This window comes from Pseudomonas karstica (assembly GCF_009707515.1).
GTDB classification, from domain to species: domain Bacteria; phylum Pseudomonadota; class Gammaproteobacteria; order Pseudomonadales; family Pseudomonadaceae; genus Aquipseudomonas; species Aquipseudomonas karstica.
Genome location: NZ_WLYI01000019.1, coordinates 60,884 through 74,298 on the forward strand (window position 1 = coordinate 60,884; position 13,415 = coordinate 74,298).

15 protein-coding genes are annotated in these 13,415 nt (G+C 57.7%); 8 read left to right on the forward strand and 7 right to left on the reverse strand.

Annotation, left to right across the window (positions count from 1 at the left end):
• Window positions 1–5 precede the first annotated feature (5 nt).
• Window positions 6–842 (reverse strand): CvfB family protein, encoded by an 837-nt coding sequence (locus tag GIR22_RS15000; protein WP_154744094.1) that lies wholly within the window; start codon window positions 840–842, stop codon window positions 6–8.
• 335 nt (window positions 843–1,177) lie between these two features.
• Here GIR22_RS15000 and GIR22_RS15005 point away from each other — a divergent pair, with 335 nt between their 5' ends.
• The 3 genes from GIR22_RS15005 (at window position 1,178) to GIR22_RS15015 (ending at window position 3,234) form a co-directional block, all read left to right on the forward strand.
• On the forward strand, window positions 1,178–1,357 hold the full coding sequence (locus GIR22_RS15005) for a hypothetical protein (RefSeq protein WP_034146402.1): 180 nt from the start codon (window positions 1,178–1,180) through the stop codon (window positions 1,355–1,357).
• A 219-nt stretch (window positions 1,358–1,576) separates the two neighbouring features.
• Entirely contained in the window at window positions 1,577–2,302 is a 726-nt protein-coding gene (locus GIR22_RS15010) for a TorF family putative porin (RefSeq protein WP_154744095.1), read from the forward strand.
• Window positions 2,303–2,367: 65 nt separating this feature from the next.
• Complete coding sequence (locus GIR22_RS15015) at window positions 2,368–3,234, forward strand: DUF6279 family lipoprotein (RefSeq protein ID WP_154744096.1); 867 nt, start codon at window positions 2,368–2,370, stop codon at window positions 3,232–3,234.
• A gap of 77 nt (window positions 3,235–3,311) precedes the next feature.
• On the opposite strand, the gene GIR22_RS15020 is transcribed toward GIR22_RS15015, so the two are convergent.
• Window positions 3,312–3,704: a transcriptional regulator gene (locus GIR22_RS15020; RefSeq protein ID WP_154744097.1), complete on the reverse strand. Its 393-nt coding sequence runs from the start codon at window positions 3,702–3,704 to the stop codon at window positions 3,312–3,314.
• Window positions 3,705–3,859: 155 nt separating this feature from the next.
• Between GIR22_RS15020 and GIR22_RS15025 the strand changes: the two genes are divergently transcribed.
• Window positions 3,860–4,135, forward strand: a complete 276-nt coding sequence (locus GIR22_RS15025) for a hypothetical protein (RefSeq protein WP_154744098.1) — start codon at window positions 3,860–3,862, stop codon at window positions 4,133–4,135.
• Window positions 4,136–4,180: 45 nt separating this feature from the next.
• On the opposite strand, the gene GIR22_RS15030 is transcribed toward GIR22_RS15025, so the two are convergent.
• Window positions 4,181–5,527: a DEAD/DEAH box helicase gene (locus GIR22_RS15030; protein ID WP_178122266.1), complete on the reverse strand. Its 1,347-nt coding sequence runs from the start codon at window positions 5,525–5,527 to the stop codon at window positions 4,181–4,183.
• A gap of 192 nt (window positions 5,528–5,719) precedes the next feature.
• Between GIR22_RS15030 and GIR22_RS15035 the strand changes: the two genes are divergently transcribed.
• Window positions 5,720–7,009 carry a mechanosensitive ion channel family protein gene (locus GIR22_RS15035; RefSeq protein ID WP_154744100.1) on the forward strand — a complete coding sequence of 430 codons (1,290 nt, stop codon included), beginning with the start codon at window positions 5,720–5,722 and terminating at the stop codon, window positions 7,007–7,009.
• A gap of 21 nt (window positions 7,010–7,030) precedes the next feature.
• On the opposite strand, the gene GIR22_RS15040 is transcribed toward GIR22_RS15035, so the two are convergent.
• From GIR22_RS15040 to GIR22_RS15055, 4 genes are all read right to left on the reverse strand, one after another.
• The gene (locus GIR22_RS15040) at window positions 7,031–7,588 is read right to left on the reverse strand and encodes an RBBP9/YdeN family alpha/beta hydrolase (protein WP_154744101.1); all 558 of its coding nucleotides are present in this window, start codon (window positions 7,586–7,588) and stop codon (window positions 7,031–7,033) included.
• Entirely contained in the window at window positions 7,585–8,505 is a 921-nt protein-coding gene (locus tag GIR22_RS15045; RefSeq protein WP_246208367.1) for a carboxylate/amino acid/amine transporter, read from the reverse strand. Before GIR22_RS15045 ends, GIR22_RS15040 begins: the two co-directional genes overlap by 4 nt.
• A 201-nt stretch (window positions 8,506–8,706) precedes the next feature.
• Complete coding sequence (locus GIR22_RS15050; RefSeq protein WP_154744102.1) at window positions 8,707–9,306, reverse strand: FMN-dependent NADH-azoreductase; 600 nt, start codon at window positions 9,304–9,306, stop codon at window positions 8,707–8,709.
• A 151-nt stretch (window positions 9,307–9,457) separates the two neighbouring features.
• Window positions 9,458–9,772: a 3-phosphoglycerate kinase gene (locus GIR22_RS15055; RefSeq protein ID WP_154744103.1), complete on the reverse strand. Its 315-nt coding sequence runs from the start codon at window positions 9,770–9,772 to the stop codon at window positions 9,458–9,460.
• A 49-nt stretch (window positions 9,773–9,821) separates the two neighbouring features.
• Between GIR22_RS15055 and GIR22_RS15060 the strand changes: the two genes are divergently transcribed.
• The 3 genes from GIR22_RS15060 to GIR22_RS15070 all read left to right on the forward strand — a co-directional run bounded on the left by GIR22_RS15060 (window position 9,822) and on the right by GIR22_RS15070 (window position 13,370).
• Window positions 9,822–10,745 (forward strand): PA3225 family LysR-type transcriptional regulator, encoded by a 924-nt coding sequence (locus GIR22_RS15060; RefSeq protein WP_154744104.1) that lies wholly within the window; start codon window positions 9,822–9,824, stop codon window positions 10,743–10,745.
• 145 nt (window positions 10,746–10,890) lie between these two features.
• A complete protein-coding gene (locus GIR22_RS15065) occupies window positions 10,891–11,454 on the forward strand; it encodes a peptidylprolyl isomerase (RefSeq protein WP_154744105.1) in 564 nt (187 codons plus the stop codon).
• A gap of 83 nt (window positions 11,455–11,537) precedes the next feature.
• The gene (locus GIR22_RS15070) at window positions 11,538–13,370 is read left to right on the forward strand and encodes an ABC transporter ATP-binding protein (protein WP_154744106.1); all 1,833 of its coding nucleotides are present in this window, start codon (window positions 11,538–11,540) and stop codon (window positions 13,368–13,370) included.
• The last annotated feature ends 45 nt before the right edge of the window (window positions 13,371–13,415 follow it).

The window sequence follows — 13,415 nt, forward strand, 5'->3', positions numbered from 1 at the left end:
CACGCTCAACTCAGTTCAATGCGATCGGCATGGATCACGATTTGACCCTGTTTATAGAGCGCACCAATGGCCTTCTTGAAGTTGCCTTTGCTGACGCCAAACAAACTGCTGATCAACGCCGGATCACTCTTGTCGCTGACCGGCAGGGTGCCGTTATTGTCACGCAACTTGGCCAGGATCTTCGAGTTCAGGCTGGAAGCAGCTTCTTCCCCCACCGGCTGCAGGCTCAGGCTGATATTGCCGTCGGCGCGGATCTCCTTGATAAAGCCTTTCTCTTCCTTGCCCGGACGCAGGAACTTGAACACTTCGTTCTTGTGGATCAGCCCCCAATGCTTGTTGTTGATGATTGCCTTGAAGCCCATGTCGGTGGCTTCGGCAACCAGCAGATCAACTTCCTGGCCGACCTTGTAGTTGGCCGCAGTCTTGTCCAGGTAACGGTCAAGGCGCGCCGTGGCGGTGATACGCTTGGTGTGTTTGTCGAGGTAGACGTGGACCACGCAGTATTCACCGGCAGTCATCTGGCGCTTTTCTTCGGAATACGGCAGCAACAGGTCCTTGGGCAGGCCCCAGTCCAGAAATACGCCAATGCTGTTGACTTCAACCACTTTCAGACTGGCAAATTCACCCACCTGTACTTTTGGTTTTTCGGTGGTGGCAATAAGTTTGTCATCGCTGTCCAGATAAATAAAAACGTTAAGCCAGTCTTCATCTTCACTGGGAATATCTTTGGGGATATAACGATTGGGCAAAAGGATTTCGCCCTCTTGTTCACCATCCAGGTACAAACCAAAGTTAGTGTGTTTAACCACTTGCAAGCTGTTGTAGCGTCCGACTAAAGCCATTTCCAATACCCTCATTGCGTGGCGGCATTCTACCCGAGTTTGGCCGCCGCGCAGCCCCGGCCCCCGCCATCGCCCGGAAAAATCATGGGGTGAGTTGGTCTTTTCCCATCATGCCTCCGCTCGTCTGGTCAGCACGACACATTTCGCCAATGACCCAAGCAGCTTTTCTGCCACCGGTTTCGAGTTAAAACAGCAGGTTAGACGTATATTTCAAACATGAACTTCGGCTTTTCAAAAGAGCGCCACTTATTTCAGAAAGATATTTGCCAAGCAATTGTCAAGCTTTTCATGTACGATGCTTGGCCAAGTTAATTTTCTACAGGTTAGTGGCCGCCATGCGTGTAAAAGCATCCAACAGCAAAGCAAAGCCAGCTCCGGCCGTTGAAACCAGCGAATCGATCAACAGCCAGATTGCTGCTTTCCTCAAGTCCGGTGGCGAAATCCAGCAGATTGCCAAAGGTGTGAGCGGCCAGACTTTCGGCCCGTCCAAGCAGATCACCCTGGGCAAAAAGTAGGCTTGAGCAGCACAGCCTGCGCCTGACACCTGGTCCCTACGCGCTTTGCCTTCCAAGGCGCGAGGACTAGAGCCCGAAACACCTTCTTATCCCCCAAAATTACGCTAATCGACGAACGGGCCTCATCGCCAGGCTTTCGCCGGTATGCTTGCACACGTCTAGATCGGCCCTTTGCCTGATATTTCCCGTTCCTGCTCCTCGCTTTCCACGGAGGGAAGCATGCTCAAGTCCTGCATTTTCCTGGCATGCGCCCTGTCGGCCAGCCCCCTCGCCGAAGCGCAGGTTTTCCAGCGTGAGTTGGGGGACTTTGACCTCAAGCTGGGTACCACCCCCAGCCGCAGCATGGCCCAGGGCCTGGTCAAGCCCACGTCGCCGGGAAGCGGTTCTTTCCATGGTGGCCTGGACCTGACCCACGACAGCGGCCTGTACTTCGGCCAGTGGTCGCCCAGCATGGGGCTTTCATCGACCAGCAACCTTGAAATCGACTCCTATATGGGCCTCAAGCGTTCTTTCGACCAGACCCTGGGTTACGAGTTGGGAATGATTCACTACAGCTATCCGAAGCTGAGCCCCCTCGATAGCCAGGAGCTCTATGGCGGCTTGACCTTGCTGGGCAATCGTTTCGGCGCCGCCTTCAGCAACGACCCGGACCGCCGTAACAGCACCTTGTTTGCCGACCTGGGCGGTACTCAGCCCTTTGGTATCGGCCTCAGCATCAAATACACCACCCATCAATTGGGCAGCCCGGTGACGGTGACCGATGGTGGCTCGATTTCCAGCTTCAGCGATTGGTCGGTGAGATTCTCCCGGCCTTTCAGGGGCATCGACCTGAACCTGATCTACAGCGACTCCAACCTCAGTGGCGAGGATTGCTCGGCGTATTCCGGACACAATTCGCAATGTGATGGCCTGTTGACCTTGAAGGCCGAGCGGTCGTTTTATTGATGGGCTGAACTGTCATCTCCGTGACGGGTTCAAATGATCGACCCCATCTGCGCAAGGACTCGCCCATGCTGCGTCGGCTAAAACTCCTGGTGATCCTGCTGTCCCTGAGCCTGGTGCTTGCCGGCTGCAATCGGGTGGGCCTGGCTTATCGCAACCTCGACGTGATCATCCCCTGGACCCTCAACGACTACCTGGACATGAATGCCGGGCAAAAGAGCTGGTTCAACGACACCCTCAAGGAACACCTGGCCTGGCACTGCACCACCCAACTGCCGGGCTACCTGGATTGGCTCGATCGCCTGCAACAGATGGTCGACAACAATCAGGTGACCGATGACGCCTTGCAAAACCGCACCGTAGAAGCCAGGCAAGCCATCGCCGAAGTGTCCCGGCAAATCACCCCGTCGGCAATCGAGTTGCTGCGCGAATTGGACGATCAGCAGGTCAACGACATGAAGCAGGCACTGGCCAAAGACCTGCGCAAACGCCAGAACGAATACCTCAAGCCACCGTTGCAACAACAGATCAAGGAACGCGGCGAACGCATGATCAAACGCCTGAACACCTGGCTCGGCCCACTGAGCAGCAGCCAACAGAGTCGGGTAATGGCCTGGTCGACTGCCTTGGGCGAGCAGAACCAGCAGTGGATCGGCAACCGAGCTCATTGGCAAGCGCAGTTCATTGCGGCTGTGGAGCAACGCCGAAGCAGCGACTTCCCGCAGCAAATACAGCAACTACTGGTGGATCGTGAAAACCTGTGGACTCCGAACTATAGACAGGCCTACGCCCAGACGGAAACGGCAGCCCGCAGCCTGATCGTCGACCTGATGGCCGAAAGCACCGTACAACAACGGCAGAAACTGGCCAGTAAGATCGACAAGGTACGCAGCGACTTCAAGGCCCTGAAATGCTTGAACAGCACCACGACTTAACCATCCACCCTCGGGCCCGAAGTGCGCCTGCTATCAGCCAGCCGAGCAGCAGACCGTTTCACGACGGGAAGTGGCGCTCAGGCGATCTGCGCCTTGGACGCCACTTCATCGAACGTTGTCGGATCCAGTGCATCTGACTGCTCATCCAGCATCTGGCGCGGGTGATCATTGCCAGGAATGCAGCTGTCAATCAGGCTCAGTAATTGGGAGCCTCGAGCGGTCAGGACGAAATTTTCACCATTGCCACCCTCCTCTTCGGGCCGCGACTCGATAAAGCCACGGTCCAGCAACAGCTTTTCGTATTCGGTGGCGGTGACTTTCAGCTCGTCGAGGTTGCCAGTGGGTTCGCCCGCCGCGGCCTTTTCGGCGGCATGCTGCTCAGCATATTTACGGGGAGCGAAACTGTCACCCGCGCTGTTTTGCACTTCATGCAGCAGACGTTCGATCAAATCCCAATTGTAAGTTGTCATCCTGATTCCTCCTGCAGACGCACGGATAGATGCCCTTCATAGGGTGTGACACGCCGCGTCAGCAGCGGTTCAGCCTTGCGGACAGGCGTCATTACTCTGAACTTTTGCATTGCCCGCGCCCTCAACTGAACATCCCCGCCATGGAGGTCCGAACAATGAAAACCCTGTTAAATATGGCCATCGCCGCCGCCTTGCTTGCCGCCCTGCCCGCCTGGGCGTGCACGCCGGAAGAAGCCACGCAAAAGCGTGAGCAATTGGCCAAGGAAGTGACCAGGCTTACCGAGCAGAACCCAACCAAGGCCAAGGAAATGAACGATGAGTTGCAGAAAATGGACCTGGACACCGAGAGCGCGGAGTTTCCAGACAAATGCCAGTTGATCGATGCCCGGCTCAAGGAACTGAAAGACGCTGCAGCCAACACCCAAAACTAAAATAAAAAAACCGGACAGCGTCCGGTTTTTTTATTGGCTCAAGCCTTACTCAGCCGCAGGAGCTTCTGGCTTGCGACGCTTGAGCGGGGCCATGCCGTCCTTACTGACCAACGACAGGTTGTCGGTCTTCGGCCGGTTGGCGATCTTGCGCTTGGTCGGCGACTTGGCGCCGGTTTTCTTCTTCTCACCCTTGGCGTCGACCTTTTTCTTCTTCACGCCAACCGCCTTGCCCGAAGCCTTGACCTTTTTCGGTCCGCCGTAGGTGCCTTTGACTTCCTTGATGGTACGGCGCTCAAACGATTGCTTCAGGTAGCGCTCGATGCTCGACATCAGGTTCCAGTCACCGTGGCAGATCAGCGAGATCGCCAGGCCATCGTTGCCGGCGCGACCGGTACGACCGATACGGTGCACGTATTCGTCGCCGCTGCGGGGCATGTCGAAGTTGATCACCATGTCCAGGCCATCCACGTCCAGGCCGCGAGCGGCGACGTCGGTGGCGACCAGGATCTTCACGCCCCCTTGCTTGAGACGGTCGATGGCCAGCTTGCGGTCCTTCTGGTCTTTCTCACCGTGCAAGACAAATGCCTTGTACTCCTGCGCCACCAGGCGGCCGTAGATACGGTCGGCCATGGCCCGGGTGTTGGTGAAGACGATGGCCTTCTGATAGGTCTCGTTGGCCAGCAACCAGTTGAGGATCTGCTCTTTATGCACGTTGTGGTCAGCGGTGATGATTTGCTGACGAGTGGTCGAGTTCAGGTCGCTGACGTTGTTGACCTGCAGGTGCTCAGGGTTGTTCAGGACCTTGGCGACCATCTCACGCAGGGTCGAACCACCGGTAGTGGCGGAGAACAGCATGGTCTGCTGGCGATTGGTGCACTCTTCCACCAGGCGCTGAACGTCGTCGGAAAAGCCCATATCGAGCATGCGGTCGGCTTCGTCGAGGACCAGGACTTCAACTTCCTTGAGGTCCAGGTTGCCGGCGTTCAGTTGCTCGATCATCCGGCCTGGGGTACCGATCAGAATGTCTGGCACCTTGCGCAGCATGGCGGCCTGGACCTTGAAGTCTTCACCGCCGGTGATCAGGCCGGACTTGATGAAGGTGAACTGCGCGAAGCGTTCAACTTCCTTCAGGGTCTGCTGGGCCAGCTCGCGGGTTGGCAACAGGATCAGGGTCTTGATGCTGACACGGACTTTCGCCGGGCCAATCAGACGGTTGAGGATCGGCAGGACGAAAGCGGCGGTCTTGCCACTCCCGGTTTGAGCCGTCACCCGCAGGTCACGCCCTTCGAGCGCGAGCGGGATAGCCGCTGCTTGCACAGGCGTTGGCTCGACAAATTTAAGCTCGGCCACGGCTTTGAGCAGGCGTTCGTGCAGGGCGAATTGGGAAAACACGGGTGCTACCTCGAAGAAATACAAAAAAACAGCTGCATAGGGTAACGGTTTCGGGCGCCCAGGCCGAGTTTCTTTACGCGATCACGGCTAATCAGGTGTTTTTTTGTCAGCAGTTTTGTCTAGATGACCAACTTTTGAGTACTTAAATGCTCTAATCGCCCCGTCAGCCCTACAGAAGAATCGTTTTAGCCCATGGATATCAAACAGCTCTGGCTCAATGCCCAAGACCTTTGGGGCACCCTCGATGACCACCCGCTGCTGCATTCAAGCCTGGCGCTGGTGGTGTTGCTGGTGGTGGCCCTGCTGCTCGGGCGGGTAGCACGTTATCTCATCCTCCATGCCGTCAAACTGCTGGGGCGGCAACCGTCGCTGCACTGGCTCAACGACCTGCGGCACAACAAAGTATTCCATCGCCTGGCACAGATGACGCCGCCCCTGGTGATTCAGTTCGGCCTGCACCTGGTACCGAACCTGAACAAGACCAGCACCCTGTTCATCGGTAACGTTGCCCTGGCGTTCACCATTCTGTTCCAGGTCCTGGCCTTGAGCGCCCTGCTCAATGCCCTGCTGGATATCTATGCCCGTACCGAGCACGCCCGTACCCGCTCCATCAAAGGTTATGTGCAACTGGCAAAAATGGTGCTGTTCGTGTTTGGCGCCATCATCATCATTGCCACCCTGATCGACCGCTCGCCGCTGCTGCTGCTCTCAGGCCTGGGCGCCATGTCGGCGGTAATCCTGTTGGTCTACAAGGACACCCTGTTGTCGTTCGTCGCCAGCGTACAGTTGACCAGCAACGACATGCTGCGGGTCGGCGACTGGATCGAAATGCCCCAGGTCGGCGCCAGCGGCGACGTGGTGGACATCACCTTGCACACGGTCAAGGTGCAGAACTTCGACAAGACCATCGTCTCCATTCCCACCTGGCGACTGATGTCCGAGTCGTTCAAGAACTGGCGCGGCATGCAAGCCTCTGGCGGCCGGCGGATCAAGCGCAGTTTGTTCATCGATGCCAACGCCGTACGATTCCTGCGCGACGATGAAGAAGTGCGCATGACCCAGGTCCACCTGCTGACCGACTACATCGGCCGCAAGCAGGCGGAATTGAAAGCCTGGAACGAAGCCCAGGGCCACAGCGCGCAATTGAGCACCAACCGTCGGCGGATGACCAACCTGGGGACCTTCCGTGCCTATGCCCTGGCCTACCTGAAAAGCCACCCGGACATCCAGCCGAACATGACCTGCATGGTCCGCCAGATGCAGGCCACCGCCCAAGGCGTGCCCCTGGAAATTTATTGTTTCACTCGCACCACGGTGTGGGTCGACTATGAGCGGATCCAGGGGGACATCTTCGATTACTTACTGGCGGTGCTGCCAGAGTTTGGCTTGAGCCTGTATCAGCAGCCCAGCGGCAATGACTTGCGGGCCAGCCTGTTTCCGGCGAAGCAGGATTCCAGGGCGGTGGAATTCCTGGAAAACTGATATTGACCGCTGCAAGGCAGGCTATTTGAGCAAAAACTGCGGGTCATCCGTCAGTTTGAACAGCAAGGCGGCCCCCTCGGGCCAGGCGCCATAGCCGGTCTGGCCGTTGATATGACCGGCACTTTGCAACCAGACCAATTCACTGCCCCAGGCCTGACTGAAGGCCTGGGCTCTTTCTTGGGTGACATACGGATCATCGCTGCTCGCCACCACGATTGAGGGGAAAGCCAAGCGTTGCATAGACATCGGTACAAACCCCGTGGTGCCCGATGGATAACTGTCCGCTTCGGTATCGCTCGGCGCCACCAACAACGCGCCCCGCACCTTGTGCGCCTGGGTATATTGCTGTGCCCAACGGGTGACCAAGGTACAGGCCAGGCTATGAGCTACCAGCACCACCTCCCCGTCGACCGCCGCCACTTCCTGATTCAAGCGTTCAACCCAGTCTGTCGCGACCGGTGTTTCCCAGTCCTGTTGCTCCACCCGGTGCAGGCCTGAAAACTGCCGCTCCCACTGTGACTGCCAATGTATTTCCCCCGAATTGAACAGGCCCGGCAAGATCAAAACCCTGACTGTCATTTTTCCACTTCCTTTGAAAAGCTATTGGGCCGCGAAGAACGTAGGTGTGCCGACTTTACGCCAGCCCCGGATTTCATGCCCAACCGGCTGACCCACACCGCCCCCAGAATCACCGAGCCACCCAGGAACAGCCTTCCAAGTGGCTCATGCTGGTTCCAGATCAGCAAGTTGAGCAGCAAGCCCACCGGCACATGCAGATTGTTCATTACCGCCAGGGTGCCACCGTTGACCAGGCATGCGCCTTTATTCCACCAGTACAACCCCAATGCAGTGCTGACCAGGCCAAGAAACACCAGCACGCCCCACTGCAACGGCGCCTCCGGCAAAAAGTTGGCCTTGCCGAACAACAGGAACGTCGGCAACGCTACCGCCAACGCCCCCAAGTAGAAGTAACCAAACCGCCGATAATGCGGCAGATCGCTGGGATGACGCGCCACCAAATGTTTGTAAAGCACCTGCCCGGCGGCATAGGTGAAGTTGGCCAGTTGCAGCAGCAGGAACCCCATGAAGAAATTCGGGGTGATCTGGTCAAAACGGATCACCGCCGCACCTGCTACCGCCACCAGGGCAGCAACTAACGCCCAGGGATTGAAGCGCCGGTTCATGGCATCCTCGATCAGGGTCACATGCAAGGGTGTCAGGATGGTGAACAGCAACACTTCCGGCACTGTCAACACGCGAAAGCTCAGGTACAGGCAGACATAAGTCACGCCAAACTGCAGGGCGCCGATCAACAACATCCCGCGCATGAACGCAGGCTCCACAGAACGCCAGCGGGTCAGCGGGATAAATACCAGCCCCGCCAGGAGCACACGCACCAACACCGCAAAGTAGCTATCAACGTGACCGGCCAGGTATTCGCCGATCAAACTGAAGGAGAATGCCTGGATCAGGGTGACAACCAGTAGATAGCCCATGTTCGCCTCATATCGAATGGGCGGGACCTTAGCGGTTTTCGATCACTTGTGAAACTCAAGGCAAAAAAAACCCGATCTCGCTAAAGCGTCAATCGGGCAGGTGCACTCAGGAGCAAAAAGTGCAAAGGGAGGTTCGATACACGCACTTGAAGGGTTGCGTGGCCTTATATAAACAACGGGCGATTATCTGGCGATTAACAATCAGGCAACCTGTGCCAGCAACGCCTTGGCCTGGTTCAGGCCTTTTTCCTGGAAGTCACCGCCCAGATTCACGCCTTCGGCGTGAATGAAGGTGACATCGTGAATACCGATAAAGCCCATGACCTGGCGCAGGTAAGGTTCCTGATGATCACTGGCGCCGCCGGCATGAATGCCGCCGCGGGCGGTCAGGACAAAAGCACGCTTGTCATTGAGCAGCCCCTGGGGACCAGTGGCGGTGTACTTGAAGGTCACGCCGGCGCGCAGCACATGGTCGAGCCAGGCCTTGAGGGTGCTGGGAATGGCGAAGTTATACATAGGCGCGGCCATCACCAGTACGTCGGCCGCCAGCAGTTCGTCAGTCAATTCATTGGAGCGATCCAGGGATGCCTGCTCGATATCGTTGCGTTGCTCGGCCGGCTTCATCCAGCCTCCCAGCAGATTGGCGTCCAGGTGCGGCACCGGATTAATGGCCACGTCACGCACAGTGATCACGTCGGCCGGATGGGCAACCTGCCATTGGCTGATGAACTGCTGGGTCAGTTGGCGGGAGATTGATTCCTGCTGGCGGGCACTGCTTTCGATGATCAGAACACGGGACATGGCTATGTAGCCTCCATCGGTAAATGCTGTAAGTCGATGGAGTAGAGGTTAAACAGAGCCAATTCGATAAAAAAGCGTAAAAAACTGCTGCAACCCATCTAGAAATTTGTTTATAAGCGGAGTATTGCTATAGCGGTACTCCGCTTTTTTCTTATTTGGGCGCGCACGCCAGGGCTATGCGCATCTTGATAATCGAACGGGTGAACTTAACCGTGGTGTTGGTGCTTTTGCCCGCCGGTACCGTAACAGTACGTCGACGTGGGGATTCCGGGCCATTGGTGAAGACTACCCTGCACACCGCGTCGTTGGTGCCGTAGTTATTGAGTTGGATCGAACTGATGTCGCTGTCCACATCAGAGGCGGTGTAATCCACGCTCACGCCATCGATCTTTTTCGTCACGTCGATCGGATAGGCAAACGCACTCAGCGGCAGCATCGCCAGCAGCACACAACAGAATTTTCTCATTCGGCAGTCTCCAATAAGGACTGTCAGCTTAGGACAAGAGGAGCTCATCTTGAAAGCGCCCCGCGTTACCCTTGATCAATGGCGCACGCTGCAAGCCGTGGTCGACCACGGCGGCTTTGCCCAGGCGGCCGAAGTGCTGCACCGTTCACAGTCTTCGGTGAGCTACACCGTGGCCCGTATGCAAGACCAATTGGGCGTGCCGTTACTGCGCATCGACGGGCGCAAGGCGGTGCTGACCGAAGCCGGCGAAGTGCTGCTGCGGCGCTCTCGGCAACTGGTGAAAAACGCCAGCCAACTGGAAGACCTCGCCCACCACATGGAACAGGGCTGGGAAGCCGAAGTACGGCTGGTGGTCGATGCCGCCTACCCCAATGCACGCCTGGTCCGTGCCCTGACCGCCTTTATGCCACAAAGCCGTGGCTGCCGCGTACGCCTGCGCGAAGAGGTACTGTCCGGCGTCGAGGAACTGCTGATCGATGGCATGGCCGACCTGGCTATCAGCAGCTTCATCATTCCTGGCTACCTGGGCACCGAAATGAGCGAGGTGGAATTTGTCGCCGTAGCCCACCCCGAGCATCCGTTGCATCGACTGAACCGTGAGTTGAGTTTCCAGGACCTGGAAAGCCAGATGCAGGTGGTGATCCGCGACTCCGGTCGCCAGCAACCGCGAGACGTCGGCTGGCTGGGCGCCGAGCAACGCTGGACCGTCGCCAGCCTGGCTACCGCCGCCACCTTCGTCAGCAGCGGCCTGGGCTTTGCCTGGTTGCCACGGCACATGATCGAACGCGAGCTCAAGGAAGGCCTGCTCAAGCAACTTCCCCTGGAGCAAGGCGCCAGCCGCAACCCGACGTTCTATCTGTATTCGAACAAGGACAAACCCCTGGGCCCGGCCACACAGATTCTCGTGGAGTTGCTGCGCACCTTTGACACCGCACCGCTGGACGCCCCCTTTGCCGCACCGCAGCAAGCCTGAGCAGGCGTTCCGCCATGGTCTATTTCAAACATGACGGCTGCCCCCCAGTGGCGCAAAAAGAAATCTATGTAAAACTGCTGCCCGACGCGCAAGCCCGCTCGACGTTCCAAAGACAGTCAAAACCACTACCCAGGATCATTGACCCATGTTGAAAAAAATCGCCTTTTTTGCCGGTTCCGTATTGTTCGCTGCCAACCTGATGGCGGCCGAACCCGCCAAGGCACCTCACGTATTGATCAGCACCACCAACGGCGACATCGAAATCGAACTGGACCCGGTCAAGGCCCCGATCAGTACCAAAAACTTCCTGGCCTATGTCGATAAGGGTTTCTACACCAACACCATTTTTCACCGGGTGATTCCGGGCTTCATGGTGCAGGGCGGCGGTTTCACCCAGCAAATGTCGCAAAAGCCAACCGAAGCACCGGTCAGGAACGAAGCCAGCAATGGCCTGCACAACGTGCGCGGCACATTGTCGATGGCACGTACCTCGAACCCGGACTCGGCCACCAGCCAGTTCTTTATCAACGTAGCCGACAACGCCTTCCTCGATCCTGGTCGTGATGCCGGCTACGCTGTATTCGCCAAAGTGGTCAAGGGCATGGACGTGGTCGACATCATCGTCAACTCGCAAACCACCACCAAGCAAGGCATGCAAAACGTGCCAGTCGATCCTGTCCTGATCAAGTCGGCCAAGCGCATCGACTGAGTTCTACAGGGAGTTTCGCGTAATGCCCACAAGGCACCGCGCGCATTTGAAAAGGAGAGCCCGCTCGGCGGGCGTCAGACCTAATGCTCTATCGTCGTTTTGAACAACTGATCGATATTTTCCGCGACGCCCCCAGCGCGGCTCCTCCCGATAAAGTCCTGCCGTTCTATCTCTATTACCTGCGCCAGGTGTGGCCATGCTTTGCCGCGCTGCTGGTGGTGGGGCTGATCGGCGCGCTGATCGAAGTAGCGCTGTTCAGCTACTTGAGCCGCATCATCGACCTGGCCCAAGGTACGCCGCCGGCCAACTTCTTTCAGATCCACGCCAACGAATTGATCTGGATGGCTGTGGTGGCCTTGTTGCTGCGCCCAATATTCGGCGCACTGCATGACCTATTGGTGCACCAGACCATCAGCCCCAGCATGACCAGCCTGATCCGCTGGCAAAACCACAGTTATGTGCTCAAGCAGAGCCTGAACTTTTTCCAGAACGATTTTGCCGGGCGTATTGCCCAGCGCATCATGCAAACCGGCAACTCCCTGCGGGACTCGGCAGTGGCTGCGGTGGATGCCATCTGGCACGTGGCGATCTACGCCGTCAGCGCCCTGGTGCTGTTCGCCGAGGCCGACTGGCGCCTGATGGTTCCGCTGCTCATCTGGATCGTCGGCTACAGCCTGGCCTTGCGTTACTTCGTGCCGCGGGTGAAGGAACGCTCGGTGATTTCCTCCGAGGCGCGCTCCAAACTGATGGGGCGGATTGTCGACGGCTACACCAACATCACCACCTTGAAGCTGTTCGCCCACACCCATTTCGAGCAGAACTACGCCAAGGAAGCCATCGTCGAGCAGACCGAAAAAACCCAGCTGGCAAGCCGCGTCGTCACCAGCATGGACGTGGTCATCACCACCATGAACGGCCTGCTGATCGTCACCACCACCGGCCTGGCGCTATGGTTGTGGACCCAGTCGATGATTTCCGTCGGCGCCATCGCCCTGGCCACCGGCCTGGTGATTCGCATCGTCAACATGTCCGGCTGGATCATGTGGGTGGTCAATGGCATTTTCGAGAACATCGGCATGGTCCAGGATGGCCTGAAAACCATCGCCCAACCGCTCGCCGTTATCGACCGTGAGAATGCCCCGCGGCTGAACGTACCCCACGGCGAAGTGCGCTTCGAACAAGTGGATTTCCACTACGGGAAAAAAAGCGGAATCATCGGCGGCCTGAACCTGGAGATCAAGGCCGGGGAAAAAATCGGCCTGATCGGCCCGTCCGGCGCGGGCAAATCGACCTTGGTCAACCTGCTGCTGCGCCTGTACGACCTGCAAGGTGGGCGGATCCTGATCGACGGCCAGAACATCGCCGAAGTGGCCCAGGAAAGCTTGCGCGAGCGCATCGGCATGATTACCCAGGACACCTCGTTGTTGCACCGTTCGATCCGCGACAATCTGCTGTACGGCAAGCCCGATGCCACCGACGAAGAGCTCTGGGCCGCAGTGCACAAAGCCCGCGCCGACGAGTTCATCCCGTTGTTGTCGGACTCCGAAGGCCGCACCGGCCTCGATGCCCACGTTGGCGAACGAGGGGTAAAACTCTCCGGCGGCCAACGCCAGCGAATTGCGATTGCCCGCGTACTGCTCAAGGACGCGCCCATCCTGATCATGGACGAAGCCACCTCGGCCCTCGACTCGGAAGTGGAGGCAGCGATCCAGGAAAGCCTGGAATCCCTGATGCAAGGCAAGACCGTGATCGCCATCGCCCACCGGCTCTCAACCATCGCCCGGATGGACCGGTTGGTGGTACTGGAAAAGGGACAGATCGCCGAAAGCGGCAGTCATGCCCAGTTGCTGACTCATCGCGGGCTGTATGCGCGGCTGTGGCAGCACCAGACAGGGGGCTTTGTAGGAATCGACTGACATAAACGCTCAACACAATGCCATCAAATCCAAACAATTCTGACA

Coding starts and splice junctions, on each gene's coding strand:
- GIR22_RS15000 (WP_154744094.1), bottom strand. CDS start 842: ATGGCTTTAGTCGGACGCTACAACAGCTTGCAAGTGGTTAAACACACT.
- GIR22_RS15005 (WP_034146402.1), top strand. CDS start 1,178: ATGCGTGTAAAAGCATCCAACAGCAAAGCAAAGCCAGCTCCGGCCGTT.
- GIR22_RS15010 (WP_154744095.1), top strand. CDS start 1,577: ATGCTCAAGTCCTGCATTTTCCTGGCATGCGCCCTGTCGGCCAGCCCC.
- GIR22_RS15015 (WP_154744096.1), top strand. CDS start 2,368: ATGCTGCGTCGGCTAAAACTCCTGGTGATCCTGCTGTCCCTGAGCCTG.
- GIR22_RS15020 (WP_154744097.1), bottom strand. CDS start 3,704: ATGACAACTTACAATTGGGATTTGATCGAACGTCTGCTGCATGAAGTG.
- GIR22_RS15025 (WP_154744098.1), top strand. CDS start 3,860: ATGAAAACCCTGTTAAATATGGCCATCGCCGCCGCCTTGCTTGCCGCC.
- GIR22_RS15035 (WP_154744100.1), top strand. CDS start 5,720: ATGGATATCAAACAGCTCTGGCTCAATGCCCAAGACCTTTGGGGCACC.
- GIR22_RS15040 (WP_154744101.1), bottom strand. CDS start 7,588: ATGACAGTCAGGGTTTTGATCTTGCCGGGCCTGTTCAATTCGGGGGAA.
- GIR22_RS15045 (WP_246208367.1), bottom strand. CDS start 8,505: ATGGGCTATCTACTGGTTGTCACCCTGATCCAGGCATTCTCCTTCAGT.
- GIR22_RS15050 (WP_154744102.1), bottom strand. CDS start 9,306: ATGTCCCGTGTTCTGATCATCGAAAGCAGTGCCCGCCAGCAGGAATCA.
- GIR22_RS15055 (WP_154744103.1), bottom strand. CDS start 9,772: ATGAGAAAATTCTGTTGTGTGCTGCTGGCGATGCTGCCGCTGAGTGCG.
- GIR22_RS15065 (WP_154744105.1), top strand. CDS start 10,891: ATGTTGAAAAAAATCGCCTTTTTTGCCGGTTCCGTATTGTTCGCTGCC.
- GIR22_RS15070 (WP_154744106.1), top strand. CDS start 11,538: ATGCTCTATCGTCGTTTTGAACAACTGATCGATATTTTCCGCGACGCC.